This window comes from Alphaproteobacteria bacterium (assembly GCA_023898725.1).
Lineage (GTDB): Bacteria > Pseudomonadota > Alphaproteobacteria > JAUHZC01 > JAUHZC01.
In genome coordinates, this window is record CP060236.1 from 316,810 (window position 1) to 336,219 (window position 19,410).

Annotated in this window: 17 protein-coding genes and 1 tRNA gene; 6 read left to right on the forward strand and 12 right to left on the reverse strand. The window is 44.6% G+C overall.

Annotated features, from left to right (window positions below):
* The first annotated feature begins 94 nt into the window (after window positions 1-94).
* A complete protein-coding gene (locus tag H6849_01425; GenBank protein ID USO01690.1) occupies window positions 95-556 on the forward strand; it encodes a DUF2628 domain-containing protein in 462 nt (153 codons plus the stop codon).
* Window positions 557-682: 126 nt separating this feature from the next.
* Here H6849_01425 and H6849_01430 read toward each other — a convergent pair whose 3' ends face one another.
* Window positions 683-1,759, reverse strand: coding sequence for a mechanosensitive ion channel family protein (locus H6849_01430; protein USO01691.1), 1,077 nt, complete (start codon window positions 1,757-1,759; stop codon window positions 683-685).
* A gap of 61 nt (window positions 1,760-1,820) precedes the next feature.
* On the opposite strand from H6849_01430, the gene H6849_01435 reads away from it, so the two are divergent.
* Window positions 1,821-2,723: a cation transporter gene (locus H6849_01435; protein USO01692.1), complete on the forward strand. Its 903-nt coding sequence runs from the start codon at window positions 1,821-1,823 to the stop codon at window positions 2,721-2,723.
* A gap of 356 nt (window positions 2,724-3,079) precedes the next feature.
* Here H6849_01435 and H6849_01440 read toward each other — a convergent pair whose 3' ends face one another.
* From H6849_01440 to H6849_01460, 5 genes are all read right to left on the reverse strand, one after another.
* Window positions 3,080-4,534, reverse strand: a complete 1,455-nt coding sequence (locus tag H6849_01440; protein ID USO01693.1) for a hypothetical protein — start codon at window positions 4,532-4,534, stop codon at window positions 3,080-3,082.
* A gap of 108 nt (window positions 4,535-4,642) precedes the next feature.
* Complete coding sequence (gene secF / locus H6849_01445; protein USO01694.1) at window positions 4,643-5,575, reverse strand: protein translocase subunit SecF; 933 nt, start codon at window positions 5,573-5,575, stop codon at window positions 4,643-4,645.
* Window positions 5,576-5,583: 8 nt separating this feature from the next.
* Window positions 5,584-7,155: a protein translocase subunit SecD gene (gene secD / locus H6849_01450; GenBank protein USO01695.1), complete on the reverse strand. Its 1,572-nt coding sequence runs from the start codon at window positions 7,153-7,155 to the stop codon at window positions 5,584-5,586.
* A 50-nt stretch (window positions 7,156-7,205) separates the two neighbouring features.
* Window positions 7,206-7,568: a preprotein translocase subunit YajC gene (yajC, locus tag H6849_01455; GenBank protein ID USO01696.1), complete on the reverse strand. Its 363-nt coding sequence runs from the start codon at window positions 7,566-7,568 to the stop codon at window positions 7,206-7,208.
* Between the two features lie 60 nt (window positions 7,569-7,628).
* Complete coding sequence (locus H6849_01460) at window positions 7,629-9,668, reverse strand: transglycosylase SLT domain-containing protein (protein ID USO01697.1); 2,040 nt, start codon at window positions 9,666-9,668, stop codon at window positions 7,629-7,631.
* Window positions 9,669-9,777: 109 nt separating this feature from the next.
* On the opposite strand from H6849_01460, the gene smpB reads away from it, so the two are divergent.
* The gene (smpB, locus tag H6849_01465) at window positions 9,778-10,254 is read left to right on the forward strand and encodes an SsrA-binding protein SmpB (GenBank protein USO01698.1); all 477 of its coding nucleotides are present in this window, start codon (window positions 9,778-9,780) and stop codon (window positions 10,252-10,254) included.
* 105 nt (window positions 10,255-10,359) lie between these two features.
* Here smpB and H6849_01470 read toward each other — a convergent pair whose 3' ends face one another.
* From H6849_01470 to sfsA, 3 genes are all read right to left on the reverse strand, one after another.
* The gene (locus H6849_01470) at window positions 10,360-10,632 is read right to left on the reverse strand and encodes an HU family DNA-binding protein (protein ID USO01699.1); all 273 of its coding nucleotides are present in this window, start codon (window positions 10,630-10,632) and stop codon (window positions 10,360-10,362) included.
* A 265-nt stretch (window positions 10,633-10,897) separates the two neighbouring features.
* A complete protein-coding gene (gene map, locus H6849_01475; GenBank protein USO01700.1) occupies window positions 10,898-11,695 on the reverse strand; it encodes a type I methionyl aminopeptidase in 798 nt (265 codons plus the stop codon).
* 21 nt (window positions 11,696-11,716) lie between these two features.
* A complete protein-coding gene (gene sfsA / locus H6849_01480; GenBank protein USO01701.1) occupies window positions 11,717-12,421 on the reverse strand; it encodes a DNA/RNA nuclease SfsA in 705 nt (234 codons plus the stop codon).
* Window positions 12,422-12,483: 62 nt separating this feature from the next.
* Between sfsA and H6849_01485 the strand changes: the two genes are divergently transcribed.
* The 3 genes from H6849_01485 (at window position 12,484) to H6849_01495 (ending at window position 14,426) form a co-directional block, all read left to right on the forward strand.
* The gene (locus H6849_01485; GenBank protein ID USO01702.1) at window positions 12,484-13,245 is read left to right on the forward strand and encodes a competence/damage-inducible protein A; all 762 of its coding nucleotides are present in this window, start codon (window positions 12,484-12,486) and stop codon (window positions 13,243-13,245) included.
* Between the two features lie 57 nt (window positions 13,246-13,302).
* Entirely contained in the window at window positions 13,303-14,133 is an 831-nt protein-coding gene (locus H6849_01490; GenBank protein USO01703.1) for a universal stress protein, read from the forward strand.
* A gap of 217 nt (window positions 14,134-14,350) precedes the next feature.
* Window positions 14,351-14,426, forward strand: a tRNA-Glu gene (locus tag H6849_01495).
* 6 nt (window positions 14,427-14,432) lie between these two features.
* Here the strand turns inward: H6849_01495 and H6849_01500 are convergent.
* The 3 genes from H6849_01500 to H6849_01510 form a co-directional block, all read right to left on the reverse strand.
* Window positions 14,433-15,629 (reverse strand): hypothetical protein, encoded by a 1,197-nt coding sequence (locus H6849_01500; GenBank protein USO01704.1) that lies wholly within the window; start codon window positions 15,627-15,629, stop codon window positions 14,433-14,435.
* Between the two features lie 551 nt (window positions 15,630-16,180).
* The gene (gene typA / locus H6849_01505; GenBank protein ID USO01705.1) at window positions 16,181-17,998 is read right to left on the reverse strand and encodes a translational GTPase TypA; all 1,818 of its coding nucleotides are present in this window, start codon (window positions 17,996-17,998) and stop codon (window positions 16,181-16,183) included.
* Window positions 17,999-18,122: 124 nt separating this feature from the next.
* Window positions 18,123-19,343: an MFS transporter gene (locus tag H6849_01510; GenBank protein ID USO01706.1), complete on the reverse strand. Its 1,221-nt coding sequence runs from the start codon at window positions 19,341-19,343 to the stop codon at window positions 18,123-18,125.
* Window positions 19,344-19,410 lie beyond the last annotated feature (67 nt).

The window sequence follows — 19,410 nt, forward strand, 5'->3', positions numbered from 1 at the left end:
AACCCTCAGCAAGGAAATAGTCCACAGTATGGTACGAAAACAACGCAAAATTAACCTTCTTGAGATAGTCTTGTAAAAAACAATAGTCGTAGCCATGCGTAAGCTTACTCGCGAAGATTTTTATAATGCTGTCAAAGGGCCGAACGAAGGGGGACGCCCATCCCTTTACGAAAGCCACTATTATATGAATTACTACGACAAGCTTGGTGATCGCTCTCGATTCATTCAGTGGAACTGGTCCGCATTTTTTGGTGGCGGGGCATGGATGTTCTATCGACGAATGTTTGGCTTTGCCTCTGCTATTATTTTTATCAATCTTTTCTGCATTTATTTTATTATTGATGGGGCTCTTGAAAAAAATTACACACGTCTGATCTGGCCCATTATTGTTCATGTGGGAATCAAAGTATGGCTCGGGATTTTTGGAAACATCATTTATACAGCACACATCCGCAGAGTACTCACAAAAAGAAAAGTGCCCACGACCATTGAGGGGGATATTTTGTGGGCGTACTACGCTATCCACCTTGTTCCCATTCTTATCGCCAGCTTTTAGATTCTCTATGAACCCCCCACCCCAAAAACACAAGTAAAACGAGCACCCCCCAGGCACCCCCCACTTCCAAACAATCCCTAAGGAGGATTTACTGGGTTGCTCAGCTTTCAAAACACAGAAGAATTCTTATGCAGAGGTTTCTATACGTTGAACCCAGGCCATTTTGACATCCTCTGAATCGGCTATTTGTTTTGCCTTAAGGTAAACAGATTCCTTCATTATATGGCCTTCTTGAAGTGTCCCGGGCGGCGACATAAAGAAGGTGGCTTTTACCGCAATACCCCTATCGGTAAAATCAGCAACACAGACAATAGGCGGCGTTACACCCACTTCATCGCAGGCAACACGTTCGTGCGTGGCCAGATATCCACGAAGACGACGCACAAAAGTCTCAATAGCGATATTAGGTGTTTCTGGATCAAGCGTTACAGCAACCTCAATCAAACGATGGGTGCGGCGCGTGATATTCATCACAGTAGCATTAACCACGGCGCTATTGGGGATACTTACCAGAGACTTATTAATATCCCGAAGGGTTGTTGTACGTAAGCCTATATGCTCAACCACCCCTTCTGTATTTTCAATGCGCACAAAATCACCAACCTGATAGGTACGATCCGTTAGCACCACGATAGAACCAAAAATGTTTTTGATGATATCTTGGGAAGCAAAAGCAATAGCAGCACCCATAATTCCCACACCGCCAATCAAGGCTGTTAAATTCACACCCCAAATATCGAGCACCGTAAACACAGCAACAACAACGACCACCACGCGCAGGCCAAGTGTTATAAACTCTGCAACTTCCCGCGTAAGCCCAACATCAACAAGAGTGTACATTTCTTGAACTTTTGTAGCATAGGCATTGATGCTTCGATGTATTGCCCAAAAAACAGCAATCATAAGGACCGAGCCCGATACCTTTGCCGCGTAGAAAATCTCATGAACAAATGTCAAAAACTGAAGCGATGCGTAAAAAACAACAGCCACAGCACCTAACTCTAAGGGGCCCGCCAGCGCTTGGCGGAGGTATGTTTTCTGCTTTTCAGACTTTCCCAACGATAAAAGACTAAAGATAACGTAAACCAAAGGGCGCCTTACGAGAAGAGCCCCCAAAAGAACCAGCACTATCTCACCATAACTCCACATGTTTGCAATCTTGGTGCTGAAACTAAACTGGTCAATAAGGGAAGATAAATTCATATACGGATTGTAATTGCTCGCAGGTTCATTATAAATACTATGACGAACAACTCAACAGCTCATGTCATACGATCTCACTTTAGCACGCAATGTTCTTGTAAACAGAGCAGCCTATGCCTCGGTTTTTGTAGCCATTACACTGATCGCAGCAAAGTTTTGGGCGTGGTGGGTTACGGGATCCGTTAGCTTGCAAGCTACTTTTATTGATTCACTTTTGGATGCTTTAACCTCCCTTGCAAACCTGTTTGCTGTACGTATGGCCATGCGTCCTCCTGATAAATTTCACCGATTTGGATATGGAAAATCAGAGGCAATCTCAGCACTGGGACAGGCATTTGTTATTTTTACATCAGGGCTCTGGCTTTTTTACGAGACCTTGGGAAAAGCCATGAATCCGGTCGCTCCAAAGGAAACAATGGCTGGGGTTTTCGTAATGCTTCTTTCCGTCCTTTTAACAGGATTGCTATTAGTTTTTCAACGTCATGTAATAGCGCGCACGAAATCTATGGCTATTCGTGCGGATGCAGCGCACTACCGTATGGACTTAGTCATCAATGTGGGTGTTATTTTTTCATTGCTGGCGGCACAGTATGAACCCCTCGTATGGGTTGATGCTTTTACAGGGTTTGTGATTGGTCTCTACATTGTTAAAAGCTGCATCAGTGTTGGGCGTGAGGCCATTAATATTCTGATTGATAAAGAACTTGATAGCAGTGTGCGGCGCAAGATTATCCAGATTATTAACCAAGCTGCCGATGTCAGAGGCTATCACGATTTGCGCACCCGAAACAGCGGGAATCGTTTCTTCATTCAGTGCCACTTGGAATTAAACGGCACCATTTCACTCCTCAGCGCGCATAAAATTTCTGTTGATGTGCGTACAAAATTGCGCGAGGCTTTTCCAGATGCTGATGTTTTACTGCATCTAGACCCTGAGGACGACAGGGATTATGACCATGGCTAACACCAAAATTCCCAGCAATCCCTCCCCTGTGAACCCAGCCTAATGTGAAAAGAATGGGCTTAAGCTTCGGTCATACCACAAAGTGGTGTTTTTGATAGCATACGCCCCAATCTTTCAGCCACTCACGGGAATCTTTTGTCAGAATAGGATTCACCATACGCGAAAAAGTGGGACACAGAATCCCTACTGTTAAGCGATGCCAGGCGCTTAAGATCAAACACGATCAGTGTTTGAGAGTGAGCTTCCTGCACAATCGCGGAACAAAGTTTGGGTTCACACAGGTAGCCCCCTTGAAACAGCTTTGCTACCGTACCCTTTAGAAGATTTTTGGAAAGATCTCCAAAAAGACTCCTTATTTAATCGAGAATCTGATGGGGCTCACGTTCAGATTTGCTCATATGACCACGCAAATCTACAATAGATTTAAGCCAAGCAATAGCAACCAAAATGGTAATCCCCATTAAGTATGGGAGCCCAAGGAAAAAATCATCATTCCCAAGTGCCGTTGTGCCCGCAATAACAATTCGGGCAAACGTCAGCCCAGCTGAAATCCCCAGTAAGTCAGCAATTGCTTTTGATTTAATGCGATGCTCTTGAGACATGGTCAGAAAAAACATCTCCCGGGCGGGAATGTACCAATAAAACTTCGTTCCCTCCGTAAGAACTAAGATTGTGGCAACAACAGCAACGCCCATTGGAACACTGAAAATCATCTGATCCTTCAGCAAGTAACCCATATAATCAAACACATAAAGCGCCACTACAAGACAGCTCATGGCTGCACCCGTCATAGACGACAACCCGGACCAATACGTTCGCCGCAAACGATAGATTGCCGCAAGAACAAACACGATTGTCAGTTTCCCCATCGCACCAATCCATCCCGTCAAACTATCCATAAACTCCGCCATTTGAAGGAATTCGACGTGTGTAACGGCAGTGAGATTGCTCAAGAGTGTGCTCATGACCTCCAGGATAAAAGCCATGCCAAATGACAAGATGATAAGCCGAAGGGTGAAAGCATCGGAAAACGCATGATTCAAACTTTGCATCACATACAGTTTTTGTGGCACCTGAACAGGGAGATATTTATTTTCTTGTTTTGCTTTCTGGTGATAGTGCCAATATATGTAAGCCGCGGCGGCACTTAAGGCCAAAGTGATCACCATATAGCGCTGTAATATCGATGCTATTTGATCAGCATCAACAATGCCATCGGGTACACTGCGGGCTACAATACTTTGGCCCACAACATAGGGAACACCCCCTAAAAACACAAGAACAGGATAGAAAAATCGGGCTTTTACAAGATTTGTAATGTCGTTCGCAAACTGCCAAATAAACATGTAGACAAACACAGGACCCCAGAGCGTGGCAAAACCACACATTAGCGTCTCAACCCATCGGCCTATCCAAATGATCAAAAACTGCATGTGAGGATACTGCTCCCGTATGATCTGAACCGTCTCACTTTTCATAGACAGAAATTCTCCGTTTGGATAAATCCAAAAGGTTAGAACGGCTAGTGGACAAACAACGACAGAAAGACTTAGATAAAAAAGCTGCTCGCGCCGTAGATGGTTTGCAAGCTTTAAATATCCCCCCAAAAACAGCAGAATCATAGGAACGGTTGCCCACGTATCAATAGCTGGGGCAACATACGGATCCCCTGCCAGCGTTCCAAGCAGAATTTTTTTATAACTTTTGAGAAGAATATAAATAACGATAAAGCAAAACTGGATGAGAGCCACAGGAATAAATTGATTAAACCCATAGTTTGTAAGGACTTCATAACGTTTTGAAGGTTTCATAGTCATAGTTTCTTTCATAGCCTAGGTCTATGATAGCAAATAAGACTCAGGAACAAAACCGAAATAAGAAAAAACCGCAAAGATCCCTATGCATTGGCTCTCATGGCTTTAAACTTTTGTGCGGGAGGAACTGCCTTCTTTTGCAACAAAATGGTCGCGATCAATATCAAAAAACAAGAGCAACAGGGCAGACACACAGATAGAAGAAAACGTACCAAGTGAAATTCCTACAATAATAGGTAAGCTGAAATTGCTTATTACCTCACCACCAAAAATATAAAGTGCGGCCAAAGCCAATAAGGTTGTTCCGGACGTTAGCATTGTGCGACTAAGTGTTTCATTAATACTTTGGTTCACAAGTTTATCCATAGGGGTATGGGTAAAGCGGCGGAAATTTTCACGAATACGATCATAGATCACAACCGTATCGTTAATAGAATATCCAGCCGTTGTTAAGATAGCAATAATTGCTGTTTCATTAAATTCCATGTGAGAAATAGCATAAAAGCCAAGAACGCCAATACAATCGTGCATCAGTGCCAAAATACCACATACACTGAATTGCCACTCGAAACGCAACCACACGTAAACAAGCATAGCCAGCATAGCCCAAATAACAGACCAAATTGCCCCCTGGACCAGTGTCTCACTCACCTTAGGGCCAACTGTTTCAACGCGTCGATATGTAACATTCTTCCCCAAAACACTTTTAATGGATGCGATGACTTGCTCATCGGTAAAACCCGATTTGGCCATTTCAGCACGAATGAGTATATCCGTGGGCTTTTCAAGTGCCTGAAGACGAACATCTCCCACATCCAGTGTGTTCAATTTTTCGCGCACATCCCTAAGATCTACATTTTCAGTGAAGCGTCCCTCGATTAAATACCCCCCGCGAAAATCAATACCAAAATTAAACCCCTTCACAGCCCAGGCAGCGAATGCGCCCAGAACCACAAACAGGGCAATTCCATAAGCAACCTTGCGCGCCCCTATGAAGTCAATAGTCGGCGTTGAGGGGAAAAAACGTAATCCTTGCATGCATAATCCTATATACTAAGAGTTTTGGGACGAAACCAGTTAATCCAAAGGGTAATAATCACGCGTGTGAAGGTGATGGCCGTAAACATTGAAATGATAATTCCTAAAGAAAGCGTCACAGCAAACCCCTGAATAGGACCCGATCCATAATAAAAAAGAACAAGAGCTGCCAAAAGAGTTGTAATATTCGAATCAATAATCGTTGTCATTGCACGATCATATCCGGCACTAATCGCTTGATTATTTTTACGACCCATCGCCAACTCTTCACGGATGCGCTCAAAAATAAGCACGTTTGCATCAACAGCCATACCCAACGTGAGGGCAATGCCCGCAATTCCGGGAAGTGTAAGCGTTGCACCCAGCATTGAAAGACCCCCCACAAGCAAAATCAGATTTGCAATCAGCCCCACATTGGCAACAAAGCCAAAAAATGCATACGAGACAATCATAAAAATACCAACGAGGACCACCGCAAGGATAGTCGCATTTTTTCCTGCATTAATTGAATCTTGGCCAAGATCAGGTCCAACAAGACGCTCTTCGATAACCTTAATAGGCGCTGGCAAAGCCCCAGAACGCATAAGAAGCGCAAGATCATGGGCAGATTCGCTACTAAAGCTCCCTGTAATCATACCGCTACCACCTGGAATTGCACCATTAATGCGTGGAGCTGTTATAATTTTATCATCAAGAACAATCGCAAAGCGTCTGCCAATATTATTGGCTGTAATTTCACCAAACTTCGCAGCACCTGCGCCATCCAACTCGAAGTGCACCTCCCACTCGCCAGTTTCTTGGCTTGTTCGCGGTTGGGCATTAACTAAATTTTCTCCTGAAAGAACTGCCTGCTTCTCAATAGCTAAGTCACTTTTTTCATCACGCAAAGGCACTGTTTTTGCTGTAGCACTTGTATAACCACTTCCTTCGGATGCTTGGGCCGGAACCAAATGAAAGGACATTTTCGCAGTAGTCCCAAGCAATTCTTTAACACGCGCAGGATCACTAACACCAGGCAACTGCACAAGGATTCTATCTGTTCCTTGAATCAAAATTGTTGGCTCTGATGTGCCATAAGCATCGATACGCTTGTGGATGATATCACGGGTACGACCAATAATCCCCCGAACCATTTCTGTATAGCTTGCATCACTGTATGTCACAATCAACTGATTATCGGTGCCACCCGTTACTTGAAGAAGGGCACTCGCCTCCCGAATGGCCTTTCGCACACGCGCCCGATCATCTCCGATACGCGGAACAAAAACAATCTTTGGTGAGGCATCCTTTTGCGGTATTACCGTAAGTGATTGATAGCCAAGGCTCTCTTTGCGCAGGTTTTTCTTTATATCCATCCCAAGTTGCTCAAATCGATCAAGAATCGATTTCTCGACTTCAGCCTCAAGCAAAAGCTGTGCCCCTCCCTTGAGATCAAGGCCTAAGTTCACTCGCTGGGTTGGCATAAAAGCAGGAAAGCGTGAAAGAGTCGCCTCACTGAGAAAATTGGGTAGCGCAAGAAGCGATCCCCACACAATAACAAGAACAACAAACACAAGCTGAAATTTACTGAGACGAATCATGGGCTCTTTCGACTTTGGCTAAGGTTAACGATAATGAGACGAACTGATGCCTATTTTTTTTTGACAACCTTGAGCTTTGCTGCTTTTGCGTCTTTTTTTTCTGTGCGTGGTTCTGGTTTTGAAACAATCTGATTGACACTAGATTTCAAAATACGCAGCTGCGATCCTCCTGTTTCGATCTCAAGCTCTGCCTCATCTAAGACATTCACAACCACACCCACTACTCCGCCCAAAGCAACCACACGATCCCCACGCTTTACGGAAGCAATCATATCTTTATGTTCTTTAGCGCGTTTGCTTTGGGGGCGAATCACGAGAAAGTACATCACCACAAAAATAATAAGAATGGGCATCATACTCATTATCGTTGATGGGGTCGAAGCAGTCTGTGCGGCAAGAGGTGTTATAATCATCCATTAGGTTCCTTTAAAAGTGTCGATATCATAAGGGGGTTTTTTAAAAAAAACAATCCATCAGGTTTGAGGGTCATTATTGGGTTCCAACAAGAGTTGATAAATACGATAATTCGTCAAAACAGCTTTAACGTAATGCCGTGTTTCTGTGAAGGGAATGGCTTCAATCCAGGAGTTAATATCCGTGTTCTTGCAGGGGTTCCCCAGAGCATCAATCCACTTTTGTGCATTGTGCGGCCCAGCATTATAAGCTGCAAGGGCCAAGGGAATACACCCATCATACTTTGCAAGCAACGTTGCCAGATATCGTTGCCCAACCTGCATATTCACATGTGGTTTTTTTAACTCATCGTTGTGCATAAAACGAATACCAATTGCCTTACTGACCTCCTTGGCTGTTGCAGGCATTAGCTGCATCAGCCCAATAGCTCCCGCCGGGCTCACCGCTGAATGGAGAAACGAACTTTCCCTGTGAATAACCGCATGCACAAGAGCTGGATCAACCTCTTGCTTAAAATAAAAAGGAGGAAGCAAAGGAAAATATCCCCGCATCTCAACCCCGAAACGAGACATAGCTACACGTGACACAAAAACAAATGCCGGCGGATAGTTTTTTTGACAAAAAGAAAGCACCCCCAGCGCTTGGCTGGGATTTTCCGCACGATATAAAAGCGCAACCAAACAATCGTAAATTTCCCACCCCGCATCAATTCGGCTAAGCATTTGAATAAAATCACACAGCGTACGCACCTGGTTTTTTTTCTGTAACCAGGCCGTATCAACATTTTTCCAGCTCCGTAATTTTACATCATAGACAGCGTTGAGCTCATCGCTGGCAAGCTGGCCATAGTACGTGGTTGTGTAACCAGCCGCTTTTCCAAACCACTGCGCACCAAGGGCTGCATTCCCCATTTCTTTGGCAGCAAGGCCCGCCCAATAGGCCGCTTGTGACTTTGTTGTAGCAAATGTGGCAAATTCATAAATTTCTCCAAAATTTTTCAGTGCGCGAACAGGATTACGTTTTGTTTTGTCAGGATTCTTCAAATTAATCCACCCCCGTAACCACAACGAACTGGCACGATCACCAAGGTTCTCTTTGGGGTAATAGGCATGTATGATGGAATTAATTTCATCATGTTTGCCAAGATGAATACCCGCATAGATTGTTCTTTGTAACTCTTTCCACCAGTCAAAAGTGTCTATTTTGATGTGACGACGGTGTGTTGTCCAAAAAGCAAACATGTGTGCATGACGCGTCTGTCGCTGCCATTTGGCCAAATAGTAAAGCACCACCTCTTTATACCGGATGGACTCCGGTAATCTCTTCCACTGGGCCATAATATCTCCGTTTTTTGCAGCGGCATGGCGACAAAATGATGCTATCTTTCTATCAGCTGTATCCAAAAAAGGCTCTAGAGGTTTGAGGTCACTTGCAGAGTTTTTCCACAGCATAGACTGCAAACGCTCTTTGTGAATAGCAGGAGTCATTGCATTTTTAAAGGTACGATAAACATCAGCAAATTGTTTCTCAGACAAAGACATGTTGCGCCATAAATCGCCAATAATTTTTTGACGCTTTTTTCCATCTATTTGAGGATTAAGGGCTTTTGCAAAAGCAATTTTTCCATCGGCTGTCTTGGGTGGATGCTGCTGAAACCAATTTACCAGTTTTTGATCCTGCTTCACATGTGATGCCAACTTCTCAAGATTGATACTGAGATTGCTATGCCTTGGCCAGGATTGCTCTGCCATAAACATAATGTACGCATCTAAAAGCTGGGGGGATCCACCATGGTATAAACTGTGCCACAGACTAAGCTTCGCAAGAATTAAACACTTTTGATTGGCACTTTCATATGCTGCGACCCACCGATGATGCTTGAGGTGGTCAAGTACTGCGGAACACCGTTTAAGCTCATCCGCACCATCTGCCGATAAAGCGGCTGGAACAAAATTTTCTTGCAACCGAAACGGGGGAGATTTTTTAAACGGCAATGGATGGGGGCGTGGAATGACTTTATCAGCAAGAAGGAACGTTGCACCAAAAAATACACACGCACAAGCATATGTAAAAAATTTTCGGAAATGAGAAAAAAACATCAAAAACACTTTCATGAAAAGGATTCTATGTTGCGGGTTTTGTTTTACACACATTTGTGTTACCAAAGGCTGATTGGAGTATAATCTAAATAAGGACTCTGAGCCAGCAATGTCTGCGCCAAAAAAAAATAGCCCCGGGAGTACAATCGCCCAAAATCGCAAGGCTCACCACAACTATTTCGTGGAAGAGACCCTGGAGGCTGGCCTTGTTTTACAAGGCACTGAGGTGAAGTCCCTCCGTGCGGGAAAAGCGAATATCGAGGAATCACACGCAGGAGAAATGGAAGGGGCCCTTTACATCTTCAATATGAATATTACCCCCTACACATTCAGTTCGCATTTCAATCACGAGCCTCGTCGACCACGAAAACTGCTGCTACACGCCAAAGAAGCCAAGAAAATAGGAGGTGCTATTAAGCGCAAGGGGTACACCCTCATTCCTCTCAGTATTTACTTTAATAAACGCGGTCGCGTAAAGGTTGCTCTCGGGTTGTGTAAAGGAAAAAATACAGTTGATAAACGGCAAACAGAAAAAGATCGCTCATGGGCTCGGGATAAGCAACGCCTTCTGCGCAACAAAAGTTAGTGATCTCTTCAAGCATGGCTCGCTTTTGATAGAACCGCAAATATGAGAAAAAAAAACATAAAAAAAGGCTCTCAAAAATAAGAGCCTTTTTAAAATGTGCAAAAGTTAGTTGCAAATTTCCTTGAGTTCTTTACCAGCACGAAAAACGGGCTGCTTAGACGCGGGAATCTTAATCTTCTCACCTGTGCGTGGGTTACGACCCTCGCGTGCTGCACGCGTACGCACGGAAAATGTTCCGAAGTTTGTAAAACGTGCTTCAGCTCCCTTACGAAGGGATTCACCAATGCCCCCGAAAACAGCCTCAACAGCACGCTCTGCGTCAGCCTTCGTCATGTTTGTCTGTGAAGCAACGAGTGCTACAAGATCCGCTTTATTCATAGGTTTATTCCTTCAGTTAAACGTTGATATTCGGCTGCCTCAAGATGCCTATACACCTAAAAACACCCTCACAAATACAGCTAGCCAGACCGCTAAGCTGAGTTACTTGAAAAATATCATGAACCGAAAAAAATAAGTTTTCAAGCCCTTATTCAAAAAAGAGGGAAAAACCTCCTTATTTTCCGGGGCTTTAAGAATATTTAGGCTGATTTTCACTGTTTTTTTTATATATAAGAGAATTCTATGCTTTGTTTGCATATAAAAATCAGGCACCGCTAGTTGTGAAAACTTCGCAACCGCTTGCCGTTACTCCTAAGCTATGCTCAAACTGAGCAGATAGTGATTTATCACGAGTCACAGCGGTCCACCCATCACGCAGCACTTTGGCAGCATAGTGCCCCGCATTAATCATGGGCTCAATGGTAAAAAACATTCCTTCCTCAAGGGCCATGCCCTCTCCCGGATTTCCATAATGAACAACCTCTGGAGATACGTGAAACTCTCTACCCAAGCCATGACCGCAAAAATCCCGCACGACGGAAAACCCATGTTTCTCTGCATGACTTTGGATAGCGTGTCCGATATCACCCAACGTAGCCCCGGGACGAACAATTTCAATCGCCCGCATCATACACTCGTATGTCACATCAATGAGTTTTTCCGCCCGTAACGGAATACCCCCAACAGCAAACATCCGACTCGTGTCACCGTACCACCCATCAAGAATAACCGTAACATCAATGTTTATAATATCCCCTTCTTGCAAAATCTTAGTCTCAGAAGGAATACCGTGACAGATTACATGATTGACAGATGTACAAATTGATTGGGGAAAACCTTTGTAATTAAGGGGAGCAGGAATCGCATTATGAGACGTGATAAATTCATGACATACATCATTCAGATATTTGGTGGAAGCGCCCGCTTTGACAAAGGGCATGATGTGATCAAGCGTTTGTGATGCTAACCTACCCGCAGCGCGCATACCCACAAAACCCTCTTCGCCATAAAGAGGGATAGGCTCACCATAGGTGCCACGCACATGTCGCAAAGGCTTTATCATAAAAACAAGAGACACAAGGGATTAGTTGTCCTTTATAATGGGGATTTCTCGTAAAATTTCAAGAGAAATCGGACACACCGTACAAAGATACGCATACATATCAACACCTGCCGCACATGCTTCACGAAAGGCTTGTGCAAACGTAGTGTCAATTTCTGCAGCAGGCGCAAAAGACACACAGTCATCGCGTTGGATCACAAAAACCACAGATGCTCGTCCACCTTCCTTAACACAGGCCATAAGTTCCCGGAGATGTTTGGTGCCACGCACCGTTACACTGTCAGGAAAACGGGCTTGGTCAGCAACCTTGTGATGCACATTTTTTACCTCAACATAATGATTGGGGAGATTCGGACCAGAAAGCAAAAAATCCATGCGCGAATGTGCTCCATATTTCACTTCACGCGTCACACATTCATAGCCACCAAAGGGAACAAGCGTTCGCAAGCGCAAAGCTTCTTCTACAAGCTTGTTCGGACGAGCCGTATTTGCGCCAACATACGTGTTTTGTACCTCAACCATTTCGAAGCGATAGCCTAACTTACCTGTTGGGTTTACAATCGGCTGCACCCAAACCCTTAGTCCCGGCGTATTGATTCCGAGCATTGCCCCTGAATTGGGACAGTGGCACACAATCACCTCACCTGTGTCTAATTGGACATCAACAAGAAAGCGTTTGTATCTTTTTATAAGCGTTCCGGGTATCAACGGTGGATCGTAGCGCATGAGCATGTTACATATTAGAAGATGCCTCACTATCACGCAAAGGACGTTCCTCCGTCAAGACCATGGATATCGCCACCAACAAAACAGCAGCCGTTCTGATCATTGGTAATGAAATTCTCTCGGGACGAACAAAGGAGGCCAATCTTAACTATATCGCCTTGGCACTCGCAAAAATTGGTGTGAGCCTTACCGAATGCCGGGTTGTACGGGATATTGAAGGTGAAATTATTGCTGCGATCAATGCCCTGCGGGTAACATATGACTATGTCTTTACAACCGGCGGCATTGGCACAACCCATGACGATATTACAGCCGCGTGCGTGGCAAAAGCTTTTGATGTGCCACTCGTAACGAATTTAAAAGCACTCTCTTTGTTAGAGGATCGCTATCAATCACACCTTGGTCCTGGGGCACGAAAAATGGCCGTCATCCCCGAAGGAGCTGACCTTATCGAGAACCCAGTAACTATTGCTCCTGGATTTTATATGGAGAACGTTTTTGTAATGGCAGGCGTTCCTGCAATCGCCCAAGCCATGTTCGATGATGTGGTGACAAAAATTACCCATGGAAAACCCGTGATCTCAGAAACTGTGACATGCCATCTTCCCGAAAGTTATATCTCACAAGGCCTGGCTCAACTCCAAGACACGCACCCCAACCTTGATATAGGAAGTTATCCACGGTGGACGGCCACGGGTTTTGATCTGAACTTGGTCATTCGAGGGATTGATAGGGCGCATGTTACAGCAGCCCACGAAGACGTCAAAAGATTTGTGGAAGCCCGCACACATGAATTTGAACAATTGCATATTTCACAGGGCTAATTTAGGGTTTATTAAGGGAATTGCCGTAACCTCGAACAGATAAGATTAACACACCCCATGAAACAGATTCTTGTAATTATTGACGGTTCAGCCGTAAGCCAGGACGTTCAGTCATATGCCCTTAGACTTGCGAAAAGCTTTAATGTAAGGCTCAAGGGCCTTGGTATTGTAGATACCCCCTGGCTGACGGCAGTTCAGCCAGAACCCCTTGGCGCAGCAGCCTATAAAGTGCATCATGACGACGAGATCACAGGGCACGTGCGAGCCCAAATGAATGTCGCCTTGGATGCGTTTCACCACAAATGCACTCAAGAGGGTGTGACCGTTAGCACAAACGTCGTGGAGGGTTTTCCCGCTCAGGAAATATACCGCGTAGCCCACGAGTATGATGCCCTTGTTATGGGGCAAACATCCAGCCTTCATCAGGATCTTGAAGAAGAAAATAACCTTGTTTTGACCCACACAGCACGCGATTCTGCACGACCTATTTTTGTTATCCCCCAAAATAAGGCGAAAGGTGAGACGATTCTAATTGCCTATGATGGCAGCGCACCTGCATCTAAAACCATCCATCTGTATTTTTTATTAGGATTGGCAAAAAATAAAAAGGTACATATTATCAGCGTCAACAAAAAAGAAGAAGACGCCCGAGCGCACTGCCAACAAGTCACGCGCCTTGCAAATTCTTATGGTATTAATGTCCAGTCGCACCCTCTTGTTTCACGGACAAATATTGCTGATATTATCATGGAAAAAGCAACAGAGCTTCATGCGCACACAGTCGTTGTGGGATCATTCGGGCAGTCTGCTTTCACAGAGGCTCTTTTTGGGTCTGTCACGCAACGGTTACTCGAACGCACAAAGATTCCTCTTTTTATTCATCACTAGAACAGGTCATCAATAGGTGGTCAATAATTTTACAGCTACCGTAATGAAATAAAACGCTCCTCACATAAGTGATCTTATTTTTTTGATCGTGGCTGTTTTACGCCACTGGCAAACTCTTCACCGAATAAACAAACACTTCGTTTTTCCCCTCTCGGGGAATGTTTCTCATTTTTTCCTTGCGCTTTCAACGATAATTGCGTAATTAAGTAGTTGTTCTGCCCCCATCGTCTAGCGGTCTAGGACATCGCCCTTTCACGGCGGAAACACGGGTTCGAGTCCCGTTGGGGGTACCACTTTCATCATTTACCGAGCAGGCTGCTTATCTCTGCAGCTCCAACAGAAATGCCTATAAGCAGAACACAGGCCCATAAAATGGTAATGGATACCTTTCTTCCCGGTATTTTCATGTAAATCATGCTTGGTAAAATTACCGCAAGCACCAAGAGCATTAATCCCGCAAACCCAAGCGCGCCGATAAACGCATGAGGGTATACCAATGCTGCCATCAACGGAACTCCCGAGATCACAAGAAATTGCCGTAAGGATGTTGCAAAGACAGGGGTTTTTGCAAGCACATTATGAGCATAGTCTTTCAGGGTAAGTCCTACACCAATATAAGACGTAACAATCGCGAAAAAAGCAAACGTTTGCGCCGAAGCACTAAACAGAATGCCTACAGTGTCAGAGGAATTCTCCAAGGCTGTTTCTTTGAGAAGTTTTAAAAATGGCCCTACATTATCAATTTCCAATTCTCGTGCCTGTATGTAGGCATCAGCAGAAAGCCCATCTAGGGCTACATGTTGCCATAAAATATAAACAAGCAAGGGAATAAAGGATCCCAAACCAAAAGTTAACCATACGTCCCTCCGGCGGGTTCCGACATATTTAATAATCACTGGGATGCTTCCTTGAAAGCCAAATGTTGTAAACAAGACAGGAATCACAGCCGCAAGATCGGAAAAACGAGGTGTATAAGGGCGTACCATAACGGCTGGTGGAGGAGATCCCCAAATAATGACTGACATAAGTCCTAAAGCAACAATCATCAAAAAGAATAAGTGCCTGTTAATCTTATCGAGTGCAGGTATTTTTCCTACGATCACAGGGCCAAAGATCCCAGCCATCAAAACCATGCACCCCCCCTGCGAAAGGGGGATTAAATCTCCTAGAACATTTTTGAGAATGGAGGCACCACTGACAGTATAGGCCACCATTAAACTACCAAAAAGAAGCAACAGCGCAATCGCCCCAACATATGACCAACCAGGCCCAAGCACCTTACCAGCAATCTCTGGGATGGTGGCTAGCGAACCAGAGCGTATTACAACCTCTGCTGCCAAAATTGCCGTAATCAGCATATACAGCCAATAAAATAGCATAATAGAAAAACTTGCAGAAACCCCCACACGCAGCCCAACAATGGGAAAAGCAAGCATTCCAGCCCCAAGCGTTGTACCTGCAATAATAAAGATTCCACCCCACACGCGTGATTTCATGGTGTTGTCATTAATAAAATGTACCCGAGACTAACGGAAATCCTCTTTAAAATCTAGTTTCTGTTAATGTGAGCAAACGTAACCGTGTCATCTCGATTTTTTACGACGACAACCACACGGTTTCCCCTCATTTTTAGTCGTTGAGTTTTTTTCTTGCGCAAGCGTATGTGCGTTATATTGTTGACCCTTTGGCCGATCAAACGGTCCCGCAAAGCAGGAAGAGAAAATCACAAACAAAATAAATACAGGTAGAAATACTATGATGTTTTTCATGATAATACTCATTTTATATTTTAAAAATTATAAGTAATATATATTAAAAATGTATTAATGTTAGTTTACTTATTGTGTATTTTTATTGGCATAGATTTAATAGAAACAAGCATGGCGCCAGCGCATCACGACAGACAAGCATTTGACAAGCAGTGCACTGACCTTTGACAACACACAGACGCATTGGTCGCGGCTGCGAGAGCCGTCCCATAACGAGAAGATCAGCGCATTGGTGTGCCCTGACAGATTAACCTGTAAGCACGAACTTATTGTGTATGCTAATTTTTTGAACGCCCCTGACGTTTTCGTTCATTAGGATCAAGATAACGCTTGCGCAGACGAACATACTTGGGGGTAACTTCAATCAACTCGTCGTCAGCAATATAAGACATGGCCTGTTCAAGCGTCAAACGACGAGGAGGACTCAGAGCAACAGCTTCATCCTTACCCGAGGCACGCATGTTTGTGAGCTGTTTTGCTTTTAGAGGATTAACCTCAAGGTCATTGTCACGACTATGCTCCCCAATCAACATTCCCTGATAGACAGGCTCTCCGCCACCAATAAACAGTTGGCCACGATCCTCGAGCTTCCAAAGAGCATAGGCCACTGACTTTCCTGTTTCTGTTGAAATCAGCACACCATTATGACGCGCTGGAATCTCACCTTTCATGGGGATATAATCATGAAAAATTCGCGCCATCACACCAGTCCCACGCGTATCCGACATAAATTCATTTTGATACCCAATCAGGCCCCGTGTGGGTACATGAAATACCAGCCGAGTTTTTCCACCACCGTGCGGCTTCATCTCTTTGATTTCCCCCCGACGAGCACCCAGTTTTTCAGAAATAACGCCCGTGAACTCTTCATCCACATCAATCATAACCTCTTCAACCGGTTCCATTTTTTTGCCGTGCTCATCTGTTTTGAAAAGCACCCGTGGACGCGAAATAGATAACTCAAAACCCTCACGACGCATATTTTCAATAAGCACACCCAACTGAAGCTCACCACGACCAGCCACCTCAAAAGCCTCGTTGTCGGGTGTAGGGGTTACACGAATAGACACATTACCTTCCGCCTCTTTAAGAAGGCGATCCCGAATAACCCGTGATGTAACTTTGTCTCCATCCTGCCCTACATAAGGAGAGTCATTAATTGAAAAGGTCATCACCAGCGTTGGAGGATCAATCGGCGTTGAAGGCAAAGGCTCGAGCACATCAGGTAGCGTCACCGTGTGGCTGACTGTTGACTTTGTAAGACCCGCAAGGCTAACAATGTCCCCTGCATTCGCTTCTTCAAGGGGAATGCGCTGAATACCTTGAAAACCAAATATTTTGCTAATACGTCCCTGCTCAACCGTTTTCCCCGTGAGATCAAGTGTCCGCACCGCAGTGTTCACCGCCACTCTTCCGCTGTAAATTTTGCCCGTCAGCATCCGACCAAGAAATTGGTCAGATTCAATAATGGATGTCAAAAAACGGAAGGGAGCATTCTCATCAACACTGGGCGTCGGAACATGGGCAAGAATCACATCAAAAAGCGCATCCAGATTTTCACGCGGTGCCTCTAAATCTTTTGCTGCCCATCCATCACGGGATGCTGCATAAAGAATCGGAAAATCAAGTTGTTTTTCATCTGCATCAAGAGCCACAAAAAGATCAAAGATTTCATCAAGCACTTCATCAGGGCGTGCATCGGGTTTATCAATTTTATTAATCACCACAATAGGGCGTAGTTTTTGGTTCAACGCCTTCGTCAAAACAAATTTTGTTTGTGGCATGGGACCTTCTGCCGCATCAACCAACAAAACAACTCCATCTACCATATTCAAAATACGCTCAACCTCGCCCCCGAAGTCTGCGTGTCCTGGTGTATCAACAATATTGACGCGATGGCCATGCCAATTTACAGACGTACATTTTGCCAGAATTGTAATGCCACGCTCTTTTTCCAAGGCATTGGAATCCATCACGCGCTCAACAATCTGTTGCTTCTCCCGATACGTGCCACTTTGTTGAAGCATAGCGTCAACTAGTGTTGTTTTTCCGTGGTCAACGTGAGCAATAATAGCAATGTTTCGAAGATCTTTCATGAGAACAAACAATAATACAGACTCACATGTAAGCTATATTAGGCGTTCTGCCAAGTGGGTGGGCATAAAATATATGGTGCGTTTCGTGCGCGCCTCTGTGCAAGCAGGAGTTTTTCTGTAAAAACTAATCCGTAGAAAGATCTCTGGGACGATCCCGAAAAAATACTACAATTAACAATAGTGCCACAATCTGAGCCGCAGGCAACACACCCACAGCTGTTTGATAGGCAAGATCACTGTATTTGCTGGGATCGCTGAAGCACTCCCCCTGTGTTACGCGCATAATACCACCAATGAGACTATGAAAAACATATCCAAAAATCATGATGATCATATTGCACACAGAAGACACCTGCCCCACATATTCTTTGGGTAGAAAGGTGGTCGATTTGTAAACAACAAAAATCTGATAACTTGAAGCAATCCCTAGCAGGGTAAACACGCCATAATACGCGCACTCTGAAAGCGTTACGAATGTCACTATCCCAAGTCCTAGTCCCATAACCAGAGCGCATATGCTTATAAGAAGATAGTACCTTCCTGTGATATCACCGATCCAACTTACAAGAGGGGCCCCACAAGCAAAGCCTAGAAAAATTAGCGCAACCATTGTGGCAGCACGCGACGCGTGAACATCATGGACATGCTTAAGGAATTCAATCCCCCATACATCAGCAAATCCCTCAAGAGGCCCAACCATAAGGCCGCCGATCAAACTAATCAGAACAATCTTGCGATTTTTCATAATACGCCCCAGCGTATCCAACCCTATACTTTCGGTGCGCGTATCTTGCTTCCCGGGGATCAGGAACCATAGCGCCACCAGCAAAAGAAAACCTGCTCCCAATAACCACCATATAATCGCTGTCCATACATACCGCTCCGCAAGGTAACTTAGGGGTTTTCCTCCATACATTGCCCCTATAAGCCCAATTGTCGCCGTAATACCAAGAATACGACTGAACATATTTTCTGGAAAAGATAATCGAATGACCGTAAAGCAACCAAGAATAGCTGTTGCAGAACCCATGCCCGTAACAATACGCCCAGCCATCGCCATTTGCCATGGACTTTGGCACACAAAGGGAAGTGTCCCCACCAAGACAAGAGCCAAACCCACAGACATCACATTGCGCGGGCCGTATCTATCCATGGAAAGACCAATAGGAATGTGCGCCAGCGAATACCCCACATAGTAGAGCCCGGTTAATTGTCCAAATATCGCAGAATCAATATCATAGGTTTGGGTAATATCAGACATAAAAACGCTTGGTAAAACCCGCAGGGTATACTGATAAGCATAAAATATTGCAGCTAACACCCAGGGAAGTATTTTGACCATCATTTGCCCTATTATCAAAATAACGTGGAATCTACACCAATTACTCCCCCCTGACAACCAGCTGGCTTAT

Excerpts from the sequence above, each read along its gene's own strand:
- H6849_01425 (USO01690.1), top strand. The coding sequence starts at position 95 with ATGCGTAAGCTTACTCGCGAAGATTTTTATAATGCTGTCAAAGGGCCG.
- H6849_01430 (USO01691.1), bottom strand. The coding sequence starts at position 1,759 with ATGAATTTATCTTCCCTTATTGACCAGTTTAGTTTCAGCACCAAGATT.
- H6849_01435 (USO01692.1), top strand. The coding sequence starts at position 1,821 with ATGTCATACGATCTCACTTTAGCACGCAATGTTCTTGTAAACAGAGCA.
- H6849_01440 (USO01693.1), bottom strand. The coding sequence starts at position 4,534 with ATGAAACCTTCAAAACGTTATGAAGTCCTTACAAACTATGGGTTTAAT.
- secF (USO01694.1), bottom strand. The coding sequence starts at position 5,575 with ATGCAAGGATTACGTTTTTTCCCCTCAACGCCGACTATTGACTTCATA.
- secD (USO01695.1), bottom strand. The coding sequence starts at position 7,155 with ATGATTCGTCTCAGTAAATTTCAGCTTGTGTTTGTTGTTCTTGTTATT.
- yajC (USO01696.1), bottom strand. The coding sequence starts at position 7,568 with ATGATTATAACACCTCTTGCCGCACAGACTGCTTCGACCCCATCAACG.
- H6849_01460 (USO01697.1), bottom strand. The coding sequence starts at position 9,668 with ATGTTTTTTTCTCATTTCCGAAAATTTTTTACATATGCTTGTGCGTGT.
- smpB (USO01698.1), top strand. The coding sequence starts at position 9,778 with ATGTCTGCGCCAAAAAAAAATAGCCCCGGGAGTACAATCGCCCAAAAT.
- H6849_01470 (USO01699.1), bottom strand. The coding sequence starts at position 10,632 with ATGAATAAAGCGGATCTTGTAGCACTCGTTGCTTCACAGACAAACATG.
- map (USO01700.1), bottom strand. The coding sequence starts at position 11,695 with ATGATAAAGCCTTTGCGACATGTGCGTGGCACCTATGGTGAGCCTATC.
- sfsA (USO01701.1), bottom strand. The coding sequence starts at position 12,421 with ATGCGCTACGATCCACCGTTGATACCCGGAACGCTTATAAAAAGATAC.
- H6849_01485 (USO01702.1), top strand. The coding sequence starts at position 12,484 with ATGGATATCGCCACCAACAAAACAGCAGCCGTTCTGATCATTGGTAAT.
- H6849_01490 (USO01703.1), top strand. The coding sequence starts at position 13,303 with ATGAAACAGATTCTTGTAATTATTGACGGTTCAGCCGTAAGCCAGGAC.
- H6849_01500 (USO01704.1), bottom strand. The coding sequence starts at position 15,629 with ATGAAATCACGCGTGTGGGGTGGAATCTTTATTATTGCAGGTACAACG.
- typA (USO01705.1), bottom strand. The coding sequence starts at position 17,998 with ATGAAAGATCTTCGAAACATTGCTATTATTGCTCACGTTGACCACGGA.
- H6849_01510 (USO01706.1), bottom strand. The coding sequence starts at position 19,343 with ATGATGGTCAAAATACTTCCCTGGGTGTTAGCTGCAATATTTTATGCT.